This is a genomic window from Gemmiger formicilis (assembly GCF_900167555.1).
Lineage (GTDB): Bacteria > Bacillota > Clostridia > Oscillospirales > Ruminococcaceae > Gemmiger > Gemmiger formicilis.
On sequence record NZ_FUYF01000016.1, the window covers coordinates 14,255 to 27,581 of the forward strand.

The following is a 13,327-nucleotide window of genomic DNA, read 5'->3' on the forward strand; positions in this document are numbered from 1 at the left end:
GGGCCGGGCATGCCCGGCCCCTGCAGGCAGTCCAAAATTTGCCGCAAAAAAATTTCAAAAGACCCCGCCCGTGTCACAACTCGGACACAACCGGGTGGTATGATGGCGAAAACGGAACCGGAAAGGAGACAAACCATGAGAAAACTCGTCCTTCTGCTGGCCTCCGCGCTGGCCCTGACCGCCTGCACCGCCGCACCCGAGGTATCGTCCCCAGCCGAAGCTGCCCCGCCCGCCGAGACCGCAGCCACCGGCGAGGTCGCGGCGGCGTTCCCGGTGGGGACGCTGCAAATGGCCATCCCGGAGGTGATGGACACAGGCGCCGCCTCGGTTGAGATACCGTTCTCGGGGCTTGAGACCGAGCCGATCCTGAAGCTCGACTACGCGGCGGGCGTGCAGACAAAGCTCTGTGACATCGACCTGTCGCGGCAGATCCCGGTAGCCATCATGCAGCACGGGGACACGGTGGAATACTTCTGGGACTCCGAGGGCGGCACCGTGTTTGCCCACACGGCCATCCGCCCCGACGGCAGCGTCGAGGAGCAGACCGTCCCGAGAAAATTTTACCCCAACCTCTACGACGAGTACGCGGCGTATGACATTTGGGGCACGGCCTGCACGCGGCTGGACTGGCAGACCGGGGAGCTGACCACTGCGTCGCTGCCGTTTGTGCAGCTGGATGGCGTTCTGGGCGCAGTCGGCAGCCGGGTGCTGCTGACCCGCATTGTGTCCGACACGCCGCTGCCGGAGGGCGAGGGCAACGAGGAAATGCGGGACGCCGTGCTGCAAAACTCGCTGCGGGAGTACGACCTCTACGATCCGGCGACGAACACGATTGAAAAGGTGTTCGATGAGCCGTACTATCCCGAGGACCACAACGAGCTGAAATCCTATCTGGGTTACTGCGGCGACAAGCTGTATTTTGGGGTCTCCTGCACGGACGATGCGTCCGCGCTCAGCCGGAAGAACACGCTGGTCAGCTATGACCGCACCGCGGGCATCTGGCAGGAGGAATGCAGCGCCGACTCCAAGGGCGGGGAGTACAGCAATTTCTGGCCGCTTTTGCAGGACGGCCAGCTCAGGCTGGTGGTGCTGTGGCGGGGAACGGACACCCTGACGCTTTACAGCATCGACAACGGCGCGCGGTACGAGGTCCCCTATGAGGAGGCCGGGTCCGATGCCACCGGGAACAGGAATTTCCCGATAGCCCTGACCGACGATGGCCGCATTTTGGTGACGGACGGGTACATTGACCGCAGCGGCGTGGCCGCCAGCCGGTATGCGCTGATCGATTTGGGCGCGTATCTGGCGGGAAGCCGGGAGTATACCGCGGTGGAGATGTGGACGGAGTGAGGCGGTAAAATGCGGACCGCCGGTTATGGGCAATTTGTAGGGAGCGGTCTTGACCGCTCCGGGGGCCATGCGTGCGGGCACGCACCGTCCCACACACCCCCGCACGTAGAGGCCGGGCATGCCCGGCCCCTACAACTCGACAAAAATCAAAACGAGCCGCCCCAATCGTCGGGACGGCTCGTTTTTATGCGAATAAATTACTTATTCTTCTTGCTGGCGGCCTTCATGCGCAGGTCGTGGTCCAGAATGCGCTTGCGGATGCGCAGGTTCTCGGGGGTGACTTCCAGCAGCTCGTCGGGCGCCAGGAACTCAAGGCAGCCCTCGAGGCTGAACTTGGAGACAGGCACCAGACGCAGGGCGTCGTCGCTGCCGGAGGCGCGGGTGTTGGTCAGGTGCTTCGTCTTGCAGACGTTGACCGTGATGTCCTCGCCCGTCGGGGTGTAGCCGACGACCTCACCGGCGTAGACCTTCTCGCCTGCGTTGACGATCAGGGTGCCGCGCTGCTGGGCGTTGAACAGGCCGTAAGTGACGGCGTCGCCGGTATCAAAGCTGATGAGGGAGCCGGTGGAGCGGGTCTGGATGTCGCCGCACCATTCCTCGTAGCCGTCGAAGATCGTGTTCATGATGCCCTCACCGTGGGTGTCGGTCAGGAACTGGCTGCGATAGCCGAACAGGCCGCGGCTGGGCATACGGAACTCGATGCGGGAGCGGCTGTTCATCATCTGCATGTTCATCAGGATGGCCTTGCGGGCGCCCAGAGCGGTCATGACGTTGCCCTGATAGGTCTCGGGCACGTCGACGACGACGCGCTCCATGGGCTCCATGACCTTGCCGTTCTCCTCGTGGGTCAGAACGTGCGGGGGGCTGACCTGCAGCTCATAGCCTTCGCGGCGCATCGTCTCGATCAGGATGGACAGGTGCATTTCGCCGCGGCCCATGACGCGGAAGGAATCGTTCGTGGCGGAATCCTCGACCTTCAGGGCGACGTCCTTCAGCAGCTCGCGCATCAGGCGGTCACGGATCTGGCGGGAGGTGACGTACTTGCCCTCCTTGCCGGCAAACGGGGAATCGTTGACCGAGAAGGTCATTTCCACCGTGGGATCGTTGATCTTGACAAAGGGCAGGGGCTGCACCTTGCTGGGGTCGCAGATCGTGTTGCCGATGGAAATATCGGGCAGACCCGCAAATGCGACGATGTCGCCGGCCTGGGCGCTCTCGATCGGCTCACGGCCATTGGCCTTGAAGTCGAACAGCTTGGTGATGCGGCCGCTCATGTGTACGTCGGGGTTGTGCCAGTCGCAGACCTGGATCGGGCTGCCGACCTTGATGACGCCGTTCTGCACGCGGCCAACGCCCATGCGGCCCACGAAGTCGTTGTAGTCAACGCTGGAGACCAGCATCTGCAGCGGCTCGTCGGGCTCGCCCTCCGGCGGCTGCACATATTTCAGGATAGTGTCAAACAGGGGCTTCAGGTCCGTGCCGGAGGCAGGGTCGGTCCAGTCGTAGCTGGCCGTGCCGTTGCGCCCGGAGCAGAACACCATCGGGCTGTCCAGCTGCTCGTCGGTAGCGCCCAGGTCCATCAGCAGCTCCAAAATCTCGTCGATGACCTCGGCAATGCGGGCATCGGGACGGTCAATCTTGTTGACGGCGATGACCAGAGACAGGTTCTGCTGCAGAGCCTTCTGCAGAACAAAACGGGTCTGGGGCATGCAGCCCTCGGCTGCATCGACCAGCAGCAGAACGCCGTTGACCATCTTCAGCACGCGCTCGACCTCGCCGCCGAAGTCGGCGTGGCCCGGGGTGTCAACGATGTTGATCTTGACGCCGTTGTACTCGCAGGAGCAGTTCTTGGCCAGAATCGTGATGCCGCGCTCACGCTCGATGTCGCCGGAGTCCATGACGCGCTCGGCCACCTGCTGGTTGGCACGGAAAGCACCGGACTGCTTCAGCATCTGGTCGACCAGGGTGGTCTTGCCGTGGTCGACGTGCGCGATGATCGCGACGTTGCGGAGATTTTCCTGAATCATATACGTTCCCTCTCAAATTGAAAATGCCGATATACTGATATTTGCAGGGGCAAAGCCCCAATATCCACATACTATTTTATAATACGCTATAATGTGGTATTTGTCAAGAATCGCAAAACGCAAAAATGTGTGCTATAATATGGATTATTATAGTGATATTTTACACTAATTAAACCATACGGCTTTACATTCTCCTTGGCCCCCTCTGGGAGGGGGCTCCCGCCGCAGCGGGTGGGGGAGAGAGCCTGGCCAGGTGAGAAGGTTTCGGGCAATGGCAAGGTTCTCTCCCTCCGCCCCTTCGGGGCACCTCCCTCCCAGAGGGAGGCAAGGACGCGAAGATGAGGGAAACAAAGTATACGAGGGAGAACCACTATGGCAAACAACACGGTACGCCACATCAACATCATCGGCCACCAGAACCCGGACACGGACTCGATCTGCTCCGCGCTGGCGTATGCCTGGCTGAAAAACCGCGGCAGCCTGACCGGCCTGTATGAGGCCCGCCGCGCCGGACATGTGAACCGGGAAACGCGGTTCGTTCTGCAGCACTTCGGCGTGGAGCCGCCGCGGCTTTGCACCGACGTCAGCCCGCAGATCAAGGACATCGACATCCGCAAGCAGGCGGGCATCGACGGCGAGATGAGCCTGCGCGCGGCCTGGAACCTGATGCGCGACGTCGAGATCGACACGCTCTGCATCGTGGACAGCGACAACGAGCTGCAGGGGCTTATCACCATCAAGGACATTGCCGACGCGAACATGGACCTGTTCGACACGGCAGTGCTGGCCGCGGCCAACACCCGCTGCACGAACCTGCTGGAAACGCTGGAGGCTGAGCTGGTGGTCGGCAGCGCCGACGCCCACATTGACAGCGGCAATATCTGCATCGGCACCAGCCCGGAAATCATGGAGGAGCTGGTCAAGCCCGGCGACCTTGTGCTGGTCTCCAACCGGTACGAGACCCAGATGTGCGCCATCGACTGCGGCGCGCAGGCCATCGTTGTCTGCTGCGGCTCCGCGGTGCCGCGCACCATCGTGGCACGTGCGCAGGAAAAGGGCTGCGCCGTGCTGGCGACCCCCTACGATACCTACGCCGCCGCGCGGCTCATCTCCACCGCCGCGCCGGTGCGCCACTTTATGCGCACGAAGGAATTGCTGAAATTCAGCGTAAATACGCCGATTGAGGACGCCAAAAAGGTTATGGCCAGCGTGCGTCACCGCTATTTCCCGATCCTGGATGAGAACGGCAAGTACTGCGGCGTCGTCAGCCGCCGTAACCTGTTGAACCTGCACCGCAAGCAGGTCATTCTCGTTGACCACAATGAGCGCACCCAGGCCGTGGACGGTCTGGAGCAGGCGGACATTCTGGAGATCATCGACCATCACCGCATCGGCAGTCTGGAGACCACCGGCCCGGTCTATTTCCGCAATGTTCCGGTGGGCTGCACGGCCACGATTTTGTACCAGATGTACGGCGAGCAGGGCCTGACGCCCAGCCGCGAGATCGCGGGTCTGCTGCTGTCGGCCATTCTGTCCGATACGCTGGTGTTCCGCTCTCCGACGTCCACCCCGCAGGACGAAGCCGCCGCCAAGGCGTTGGCCGCGCTGGCGGGCGAGGACATCCAGTCCTACGCCGAGCAGATGTTTGAGGCAGGTGCCGACCTGACGGGCCGCACGGCGGAGGATGTGTTCAGCTCGGACTTCAAGGCGTTCAGCCGCGGCGACGTCAAGTTCGGCGTCGGCCAGTCCACCTACATGACCGACAAGTCCCGCGCCGCCGCCGAGGCGCTTGTGCAACCGTTCCTGCCCGAGGCGAGCCGCCGCGAGGGTCTGCCGCTGATCTTCTACATGTTCACCGACATGAAGACCCAGAGCACCGACCTGATGTTCTACGGCCACAACGCCGAGGAGATCATCCGCGATGCGTTCCACGTCGAGCCGGAGGGGAACATAGCCAAACTGCCCGGTGTCGTCAGCCGCAAGAAGCAGCTCATCCCGCCGCTGCTGGCAGCTTTGCAGGCGCGGCAGTAAGATTAACGGCAGTCTCCCGGGAGGTCCTACTTTCTTTTGTGACCAAAAGAAAGTAGCAAAGAAAAGTCTCGCTGTTGCGACGCAGCGAACCCGCGCCTTAGGGGCTGCACGCCCCTAAGAACCCCAAAGCGGAAGTCGGAAGAGGCGGGGGCTAAACGAAAGCAGTATTACTTTTCGTTCTTAACGCCCCCGCCCCTTCCTCCACTTTAAATTCGGGTGTTGCGGGGTTGCGAGCGCGGGGCCACAGTTGAGCGCAGCGAAACTGGGGAGCGAGCAATGTTTGCCCCTGCGGGGCAAACAACCGCACGAGCGTGTTTGCGAAGCAAACTGGCGGCGCTCGTTGTGCGCCGCCAAGCGCCCCCGAACCCCCGATGCCGGAAACAGCAGTCCGTAGGGGCCGGGCATGCCCGGCCCGCGGCTTACCGCCGTAGACCTTTTTGCGGTTGATTTGTAGGGGAGGGATTCATCCCTCCCGCACACCTTCCCATCGCCACCCACTACATAAAAAGGACGCACAACCGTAAAGGTCATGCGTCCTTTGTTTTTATGCCAGCTTTTTTATGGCCTTGCCAAGCGGGCGGCTTACCGCCGTCAGCACCGCCGCCGGCACAAAGCTGGCGGCGAGATACACCGGGAACATCCCGGCCAGCGGCAGGCCGTGCCCCTGCACAAACGGCAGGAATACCAGCGTCAGCAGGACATGATGCACCAGGTACACGCCGTAGCACCAGCCCGCCAGCCGCCGCAGGGCGGGGCAAAGCGGTGCGGGTACGTGCTGCCCGGCGGCATAGACTGCCCAGAACAGCACCGACGCCAGCACCAACAGCACGGCCAGACGCGGCACTTCGTCCACCCACAAAAGCGGGCAGACCGCCAGCCCGATATACAGCCGATAGGACGGCAGCGCGTTCTTTTTCAGCAGCGTGCCGAACCACACCCCCAGCGCAAACGCGGGCAGGCGGCCCAGTACCGTATGCCCGGCCTCCCACGGAGCGGGGCAGACGAGCGGCCAGACAACGGCCAGCACTGCCATGCAGAGCGCCAGCACCCGGCGGTGCGCTGCGGTCTCCATGCACCGGAGCAGCAGCGGGAACACGAGATACAAAATCAGGATAACGCCCAAAAACCACTCGCCGATTTTGTAGAAAGTGACCGTCACGGGCGCTAAATACCCATCCAGCCCCAGCACTGAAAAAATCACACGCCAGCGCGGAATATCGGCGTTGTTGCCGTGCAGGACCTCGCCGTACAGGAACAGCGCGCCAAACCCCAGCCAGAACGCCGGGTAGGTCGCGGCGGCGCGGCCCACAAAGTAGCGCCGGGCGTCAAACCGTCCCTGCCATTGCAGGCAGAGCGCCGCACCGGACAGCAGAAAAAACCACGCCAGCCCGACCTCGACCCAGTCGGCCATGCCGCGGCCAATCAGCGCCGTCGGCACGGCAAAGCCCAGGCGCGCGGCCTCGATGCAATAGTGGTAGCACAGCACGGGCAGCAGCGCGGCCAGCCGAACCACATCCAGCCCGGGACGATAATTTTGGGGCATCACGCCGCGACAGCGCCGAAGGCGGATACGCCCAGCACACTCAGCGCGCCCATGATGCAGCCTGCCAGCAGCACGCCGCCCATGCAGGCGCGGACGCTGGACTTAAAGTCCATGTCCAAAAGGCTGGCGGCCAGCGTGCCGGTCCACGCACCCGTGCCGGGCAGCGGAATGCCGACGAACAGCAGCAGCGCCCACGGCAGGCCGCGGCCCGCCGTGGCCTTCAGCTTCGCGCCGCCCTTGTGGCCTTTTTCGAGGCAGAAGGTGAAGAACTTGCCGATGACCGGCTTATCCGCACCCCACTCCAGCACCTTGCGGGCAAAGAAGAAGATGAACGGCACGGGGAGCATATTGCCGATGATGGCGATGACGTACACCTGCCACAGCGGCAGGCCCATGGCCACGCCCACGGGGATCGCGCCGCGCAGCTCGATCAGGGGGACCATCGAAATCAAGAACACACTCAGGTATTTTGTCAGCATTTGAAAACCTCGCTTATACGTTGAAACAATAGTACAGACAAATTTTATTATACAAAATATTTGTGCGTCTGGCAAGAGGTGAACGTGTAAAATTGACGTAAAAATGAAAAAAGCCGCCCCCGGCGAGGGGACGGCAGCGAAAATGTGCGGTAGGGGCCGGGCATGCCCGGCCCGGCGGTGTATGGCAGACGGGCGTATGCGGGAAAGCTGCGGGCCGGACATGTCCGGCCCCTACGCCGCTGCCTTGTCTCAATCCAGCAGATTCGTCATGCTTTTCAGGCTGACACCCAGCGTGGACGCATTATGCAAAAGTGCGGACGTGGCCGGGGGCAGGATGCCCATGGCGCCCAGGATGATGAGGGTGCTGTTGAAGCTCATGATAAAGCGGTAGTTGCTCTCGGTGCGCTTCTGCAGGCCGTTGGCAATGGACTTCAAGATCACCAGCTCGCGCAGGCTGTCGGCGGCAATCGTGACGTCGGCGATTTCCCGGGCAATGGCCGCGCCGTCGCTGATGGCAATGCCGACGTCGGCGGCGGACAGGGCGGGGGAGTCGTTGATGCCGTCGCCCAGCATGATGACGGTGTGCCCGGCGGCCTTCTCCTGCTCGACAAAGTTGGCCTTGTCCTCGGGCAGGACCTCGGCGTAGTAGCGGTCCACGCCGACCTGCTTCGCAATGACCGACGCGGTGCGGTCATTGTCGCCGGTCATCATGACGGCCTTGCGGATGCCCAGGCCGCGCAGCTGTTTCAAAACCTCGGAGGCTTCCTCGCGCAGCGGGTCGGCGATGCAGATGGCACCGGCCAGCACACCGCCGATGGCCAGATACAGGTGGGAATATTCCGGCGGCAGCGCGTCGAATTTGCCGCACTCGTTCGTCGGAATATAGCAGCCCTCGTCCTCAAAGACAAAGTGCTGGCTGCCGATAACGGCCTTCTCGCCGCCGATCTGGCTGGCAATGCCGTGGGCGACGACGTACTGCACCTCGCTGTGCATCTCGTCGTGGCGGATGCCCTTTGCGGCAGCGGCCTGCACGACGGCGTTCGCCATCGAGTGGGGGTAGTGCTCCTCCAGACAGGCCGCAATCTGTAAAACCTCGTCCTCGGTGCGGGTGCCGAACGGCACGACCTGCACAACGGTGGGCGTCGCGTGGGTCAGCGTGCCGGTCTTGTCAAAGACGATGGTATCGGCGTTGGCCAGAGCCTCCAGATACTTGCCGCCCTTGACCGTGATATGGTAGCTGCTGCACTCACGCATGGCGGACAGCACGGCCAGCGGCATCGACAGCTTGAGCGCACAGGAAAAATCGACCATCAGGATCGAGATCGCACGGGTCGCGTTGCGGGTCAGCGCGTAGGTCACGGCGGTGCCCAGCAGGCTGTACGGGACCAGCTTGTCGGCCAGCGCGGCGGCGCGGGTCTCGCTGGCGGATTTCAGCTTCTCGGAGTTCTCGATCATCTTGACGATCTGGTCGTAGCGTCCGTTGCCGGCCTGCTGCTCGACGGTCACGGTGATCTGGCCCTCCTCGACGACGGTGCCCGCGTAGACGACGGCCCCCTCGCTCTTGCGGACGGGCTCGGCCTCGCCGGTCAGGGAGGCCTGGTTGACGCTGGCCTCGCCGTCCAGCACCCTGCCGTCCAGCGGGATGACGCTGCCGGTGTGCACGACGATGGCGTCGCCCGCGCACACCTGCGAGATCGGCACAAGGACCTCGCCCTCGGCGGTCTGCTGCCAGACGCGGTCCACGTTCAGCGACATGCAGCGGGCCAGGTCGCCCAGCGATTTCTTGCGGGTCCATTCCTCCAGCAGCTCGCCCAGGCGCAGCAGGAACATGACGGAGCCTGCTGTGCCGAAATCGCCGCGCAGCATCGACACGCCGATGGACAGCGCGTCGAGGACCTCGACCTCGAGCTTGCGGCGGAAAACGCACCGCAGACCGCGGAAAATATAGGGCACGCTGCGCACCAGTGTGTAGACCATGCGCAGCGGCGCGGGCAGGAACAGCTTGCGCGCAAGGTGGAAGATCGTCATATTGACGAGCTTTTCCTGATATTCGCGGTTGACGGCGCGGGGGCTGTTGGCGGGCACCTCGGCCAGGGCCTCCGTGTCAAAGCGGAAGGCTGCCAGGCCCCTGACGATACCGGCGCGGCTCTCGGTATAGACGATGACGACGTCGCAGGTGCGCTCATACACGGCGGCGGTGCGCACGCCGGGCAGGCTGGTCAGATAGTCCTGCAGCTGGTCCGCCTCGGCCAGCGACATGCGCGGCTTACGGAGATGCAGGCGGATGCGCCCGCGGCTCTCATGCAGAATATTCCATTTCATAATTACTCTCCCGGTAAATAAAAAAGGCTTCCCCCGAGGGGGAAGCTGCCGCCAACGGCGGCTGATGAGGGCGGACTGTTCCGCAGTATCCCGTGAACGGGTGGCTGCGGCGAACACGCACCTCATCCGACCTCGCTTTGCTCGGCCACCTTCCCCGCCCGCGGGGAAGGCTTTTGCAGCAGCGAAAACTTACTCAGCCTTCTCCTCGGCGGTGTCCTCCAGAACGGCGTCATCCTCGGCGGCGCGCTGCTCGTTGATCTCCTTGGCGTCGGCCAGGATGTCGCCGCAGTTCTCCTGCAGGGTGGTGGCGGTCTTCATGACCTGGTCCTTCATGCGCAGGACAGCGGCGGTGCACTGGGTATACAGCTTCTTCGCATCCTTGCTGGTCAGAATCTCAATACCGGCGGAGCCAAACAGAGCGCCGCCTGCAAACAGACCGATCTTTGCCCAATTCATAGTTCAAATCCCCTTTACTGTAATATGCTTGCGATGGTGTATAAAATGTGCCCCATCGGGCGAACCTGTAAGGTTTACACATAATTCTACAACGGTTAGCCACGACTGGGGTAGACTGAAAAGGCATACGGTGTGCAGAATGGATTTTTTCGCCAAAAGTCTCCTTGGCCCCCTCGCAGAGGGGGCCAAGAAAATCTTACGCGGTGTGGCTGCTTGCCGTCGGGCACGCCACCCGCCGCAGCTCGGTGGGGCGGCGGCCTGTGTGGCGGCGGAAGGCCGCGGCAAAGCGGCTGGGGTCCTCATAGCCGACGCGGTGCGCGATCTCGGCCACGGGCAGGTCGCTCTCCTGCAAAAGCCGGGCGGCGGTGTCCATCCGCAGCCCGCGCAGATAGCTGGCCACCGGCACGCCGTACAGCGCCTTGAAGCAGATCTTCAGCGAGCTTTGGGACAGGTGAAATTTTGCGGCCAGCTCGGGCAGGGTGATGCGGCTGCCCTGGTGGGTCAGCAGATAATCGTGCGCCTGGCGGGTATGCTCCAGCTGCAAACGGTCAAAGTAGGGCGTGCGGGGCGTGTCGGCCCCGGCATAGCGGCTGACCAGCTCGTCCCAGTGTTCCAGCGCGGCGGCGGCCACGCGGGGGTCATACATGATGCCGCTGTTTTTTTCGATCTCGCGGCGGCAGGCAGCACTGGTCATGGCGGGGCGGTAGCTGCGGCTGCTCATCATCGCATCAATGGAGTCCGCCACGGCAATGACGCGCGACCCCGGCGGGATGTCATGCCCCGACAGCCCGTCCGGGTAGCCGCGGCCATCCCACCGCTCATGGTGATGGCGCACCAGTATGGCAATTTCTTTAAAATCGTCGATTTTGCGCAGGATTTCATACCCGGTCACGGGATGGCGGCGCATTTCCTCCCATTCGGGCCGGGTCAGCGGCCCGGCCTTGCGCAGGACGGAATCCGGCACGGCGATCTTGCCGATGTCGTGCAGGTGGGCGGCCATGTGGATGCGGGTCGTCTCGTCCTCGTCCAGGCCGAGGGCGGCGGCGAGCACCAGCACCATGTCCGCCACCCGGTCAGAGTGACTGGCTGTGTAGGCATCGCGCGCGTCCAGGGCGGCGACGATGCTCTCAATCAGGTCATGATATTGCATCAGATGGCTTGCGTTGTGCAGCGCGGTGTCCGGCTGCTGCGGTTGGTTTGCCATGGACCGCGGCTCCTTTCCGTGATAGGATCGCCAAAGGTTAGCATTCTCTAACAGTTAGCGTAAACTATCTTACTGCAAGAAGGGGGATTTGTCAAGAGAGGAGTTAGGAGTGAGGTGGGGGGCACACTACGCTGTGGAGGGGGGCGCCGGCGGAAACATTTCGGGAGGGATACATCCCGCCCGCTGACTGTCAAAAAAATGTATTTTTGCCTTGTTGCGTGTGTAGGGGCGACCATTGGTCGCCCGCCAGCTTACCGCAGCAACGCATTTTCCGGGACAGTTTCTTGCAAGGCAAACGGGCACGGGCGAGCAATGCTCGCCCCTACAAGAGTGTTTCGACGTCTGTAGCTGCCCCACATTTCCGCTGCCCACTGTGCCGAACGGGTGTTTATTTCTCCCTCTTGACAAAAGCGGTTAGTCTATGCTATCTTGTCATTGGTTAGCTTGCGCTAACCTTGAAGTATCGCTTTATCCCATTCCGGGCATACTGAAAAAGCAGTTTATAGAGAAAGGACTTTGTACCATGAGCTATCTGGAAATTGAGAAGGTCATTGGCCGCGAGATTATCGACTCCCGCGGCAACCCCACCGTCGAGGCAGAGGTATGGCTGGCCGACGGCACGATTGGCCGCGGTGCTGCCCCCAGCGGTGCGTCCACCGGTGAATTTGAGGCTCTGGAGCTGCGCGACGGCGACAAGAGCCGCTTCGGCGGCAAGGGCGTCAGCAAGGCTGTTGAGAACATCAACACCACCATCAACGAGGTTCTCGCCGGCATGGATGCCTCCGACATCTACGCCGTGGACGCCGCTATGCTGAAGGCCGACGGCACCAAGGATAAGTCCAACCTCGGTGCAAACGCCATTCTGGCGGTTTCCATCGCAGCGGCCCGCGCGGCGGCCATCTCGCTGGATGTGCCCCTGTACCGCTTCCTGGGCGGCGTGTCCGGCAACAAGCTGCCCGTTCCCATGATGAACATCCTGAACGGCGGCGCGCACGCGGCCAACACTGTGGACGTGCAGGAGTTCATGATCATGCCCGCCGGTGCGCCCAGCTTCAAGGAGGGTCTGCGCTGGTGCACTGAGGTGTTCCACGCCCTGCAGGCGCTGCTGAAATCCAAGGGTCTGGCCACCTCCGTCGGTGACGAGGGCGGCTTTGCACCCGACCTTGCCAGCGACGAGGAGGCCATTCAGTATATCCTTGAGGCCATCGAGAAGGCCGGCTACCTGCCCGGCAGGGATTTTGTGCTGGCCATGGATGCTGCCTCCAGCGAATGGAAGGGCAGCAAAAAGGGCGAGTATAAGCTGCCCAAGTGCGGCAAGGTCTTTACCAGTGAGGAGCTGGTCGAGCACTGGAAGCAGCTGGTCGAGAAGTATCCCATCTACTCCATCGAGGACGGCCTCGACGAGGAGGACTGGGAGGGCTGGCAGCACATGACGAAGGAGCTGGGCGGCAAGGTCCAGCTGGTCGGCGACGACCTGTTCGTCACGAACACCGAGCGCCTGTCCAAGGGCATTCGCTTGGGCTGCGGCAACTCGATCCTCATCAAGCTGAACCAGATCGGCTCGGTTTCCGAGACGCTGGAGGCCATCAAGATGGCGCACAAGGCCGGTTACACCGCCATTGCGTCCCACCGCTCCGGCGAGACCGAGGACACTACGATTGCCGACCTGGCCGTTGCGCTGAACACCTGCCAGATCAAGACCGGCGCCCCCAGCCGCAGCGAGCGCGTCGCCAAGTACAACCAGCTTCTCCGCATCGAGGAGGAGCTTGGCAGCGCCGCGCAGTATCCGGGGTTTGGGGCGTTTAACATTAAAAAGTAAGTGCTAGAGAGGAGAGAAAATGCCGCGGGCGGATGCTCGCATCCGCCCCTACAAATCAAAAACTGTTGCCCAAACAACACACAAAGCCCTGTAATT

Annotated in this window: 9 protein-coding genes; 3 read left to right on the forward strand and 6 right to left on the reverse strand. The window is 62.4% G+C overall.

The annotated features are described in order from the left end of the window. The first annotated feature begins 135 nt into the window (after window positions 1-135). A complete protein-coding gene (locus B5D32_RS11335) occupies window positions 136-1,350 on the forward strand; it encodes a hypothetical protein (protein WP_078785139.1) in 1,215 nt (404 codons plus the stop codon). Between the two features lie 197 nt (window positions 1,351-1,547). Here the strand turns inward: B5D32_RS11335 and typA are convergent, their stop codons facing one another. After that, window positions 1,548-3,377, reverse strand: a complete 1,830-nt coding sequence (gene typA, locus B5D32_RS11340; RefSeq protein ID WP_078785140.1) for a translational GTPase TypA — start codon at window positions 3,375-3,377, stop codon at window positions 1,548-1,550. 372 nt (window positions 3,378-3,749) lie between these two features. Here typA and B5D32_RS11345 point away from each other — a divergent pair, with 372 nt between their 5' ends. After that, on the forward strand, window positions 3,750-5,408 hold the full coding sequence (locus B5D32_RS11345) for a putative manganese-dependent inorganic diphosphatase (RefSeq protein ID WP_078785141.1): 1,659 nt from the start codon (window positions 3,750-3,752) through the stop codon (window positions 5,406-5,408). Between the two features lie 544 nt (window positions 5,409-5,952). On the opposite strand, the gene B5D32_RS11350 is transcribed toward B5D32_RS11345, so the two are convergent. From B5D32_RS11350 to B5D32_RS15715, 5 genes are all read right to left on the reverse strand, one after another. After that, on the reverse strand, window positions 5,953-6,951 hold the full coding sequence (locus tag B5D32_RS11350; protein WP_078785142.1) for an acyltransferase family protein: 999 nt from the start codon (window positions 6,949-6,951) through the stop codon (window positions 5,953-5,955). Next, window positions 6,951-7,430, reverse strand: coding sequence for a COG2426 family protein (locus B5D32_RS11355; RefSeq protein ID WP_078785143.1), 480 nt, complete (start codon window positions 7,428-7,430; stop codon window positions 6,951-6,953). Before B5D32_RS11355 ends, B5D32_RS11350 begins: the two co-directional genes overlap by 1 nt. A 249-nt stretch (window positions 7,431-7,679) precedes the next feature. Beyond that, complete coding sequence (locus B5D32_RS11360) at window positions 7,680-9,752, reverse strand: heavy metal translocating P-type ATPase (RefSeq protein WP_078785144.1); 2,073 nt, start codon at window positions 9,750-9,752, stop codon at window positions 7,680-7,682. A 189-nt stretch (window positions 9,753-9,941) separates the two neighbouring features. Beyond that, on the reverse strand, window positions 9,942-10,208 hold the full coding sequence (locus B5D32_RS11365; protein WP_078785145.1) for a DUF6110 family protein: 267 nt from the start codon (window positions 10,206-10,208) through the stop codon (window positions 9,942-9,944). Between the two features lie 196 nt (window positions 10,209-10,404). Continuing rightward, window positions 10,405-11,412 carry an HD domain-containing phosphohydrolase gene (locus tag B5D32_RS15715; RefSeq protein WP_078785146.1) on the reverse strand — a complete coding sequence of 336 codons (1,008 nt, stop codon included), beginning with the start codon at window positions 11,410-11,412 and terminating at the stop codon, window positions 10,405-10,407. 523 nt (window positions 11,413-11,935) lie between these two features. Between B5D32_RS15715 and eno the strand changes: the two genes are divergently transcribed. Next, window positions 11,936-13,231: a phosphopyruvate hydratase gene (eno, locus tag B5D32_RS11375; protein WP_078785147.1), complete on the forward strand. Its 1,296-nt coding sequence runs from the start codon at window positions 11,936-11,938 to the stop codon at window positions 13,229-13,231. Window positions 13,232-13,327 lie beyond the last annotated feature (96 nt).

What these genes read in the sequence shown, in the direction of transcription:
- B5D32_RS11355 (WP_078785143.1), bottom strand. Translation starts at nt 7,430, where the DNA reads ATGCTGACAAAATACCTGAGTGTGTTCTTGATTTCGATGGTCCCCCTG.
- B5D32_RS11365 (WP_078785145.1), bottom strand. Translation starts at nt 10,208, where the DNA reads ATGAATTGGGCAAAGATCGGTCTGTTTGCAGGCGGCGCTCTGTTTGGC.
- B5D32_RS11360 (WP_078785144.1), bottom strand. Translation starts at nt 9,752, where the DNA reads ATGAAATGGAATATTCTGCATGAGAGCCGCGGGCGCATCCGCCTGCAT.
- B5D32_RS15715 (WP_078785146.1), bottom strand. Translation starts at nt 11,412, where the DNA reads ATGGCAAACCAACCGCAGCAGCCGGACACCGCGCTGCACAACGCAAGC.
- eno (WP_078785147.1), top strand. Translation starts at nt 11,936, where the DNA reads ATGAGCTATCTGGAAATTGAGAAGGTCATTGGCCGCGAGATTATCGAC.
- B5D32_RS11345 (WP_078785141.1), top strand. Translation starts at nt 3,750, where the DNA reads ATGGCAAACAACACGGTACGCCACATCAACATCATCGGCCACCAGAAC.
- typA (WP_078785140.1), bottom strand. Translation starts at nt 3,377, where the DNA reads ATGATTCAGGAAAATCTCCGCAACGTCGCGATCATCGCGCACGTCGAC.
- B5D32_RS11335 (WP_078785139.1), top strand. Translation starts at nt 136, where the DNA reads ATGAGAAAACTCGTCCTTCTGCTGGCCTCCGCGCTGGCCCTGACCGCC.
- B5D32_RS11350 (WP_078785142.1), bottom strand. Translation starts at nt 6,951, where the DNA reads ATGCCCCAAAATTATCGTCCCGGGCTGGATGTGGTTCGGCTGGCCGCG.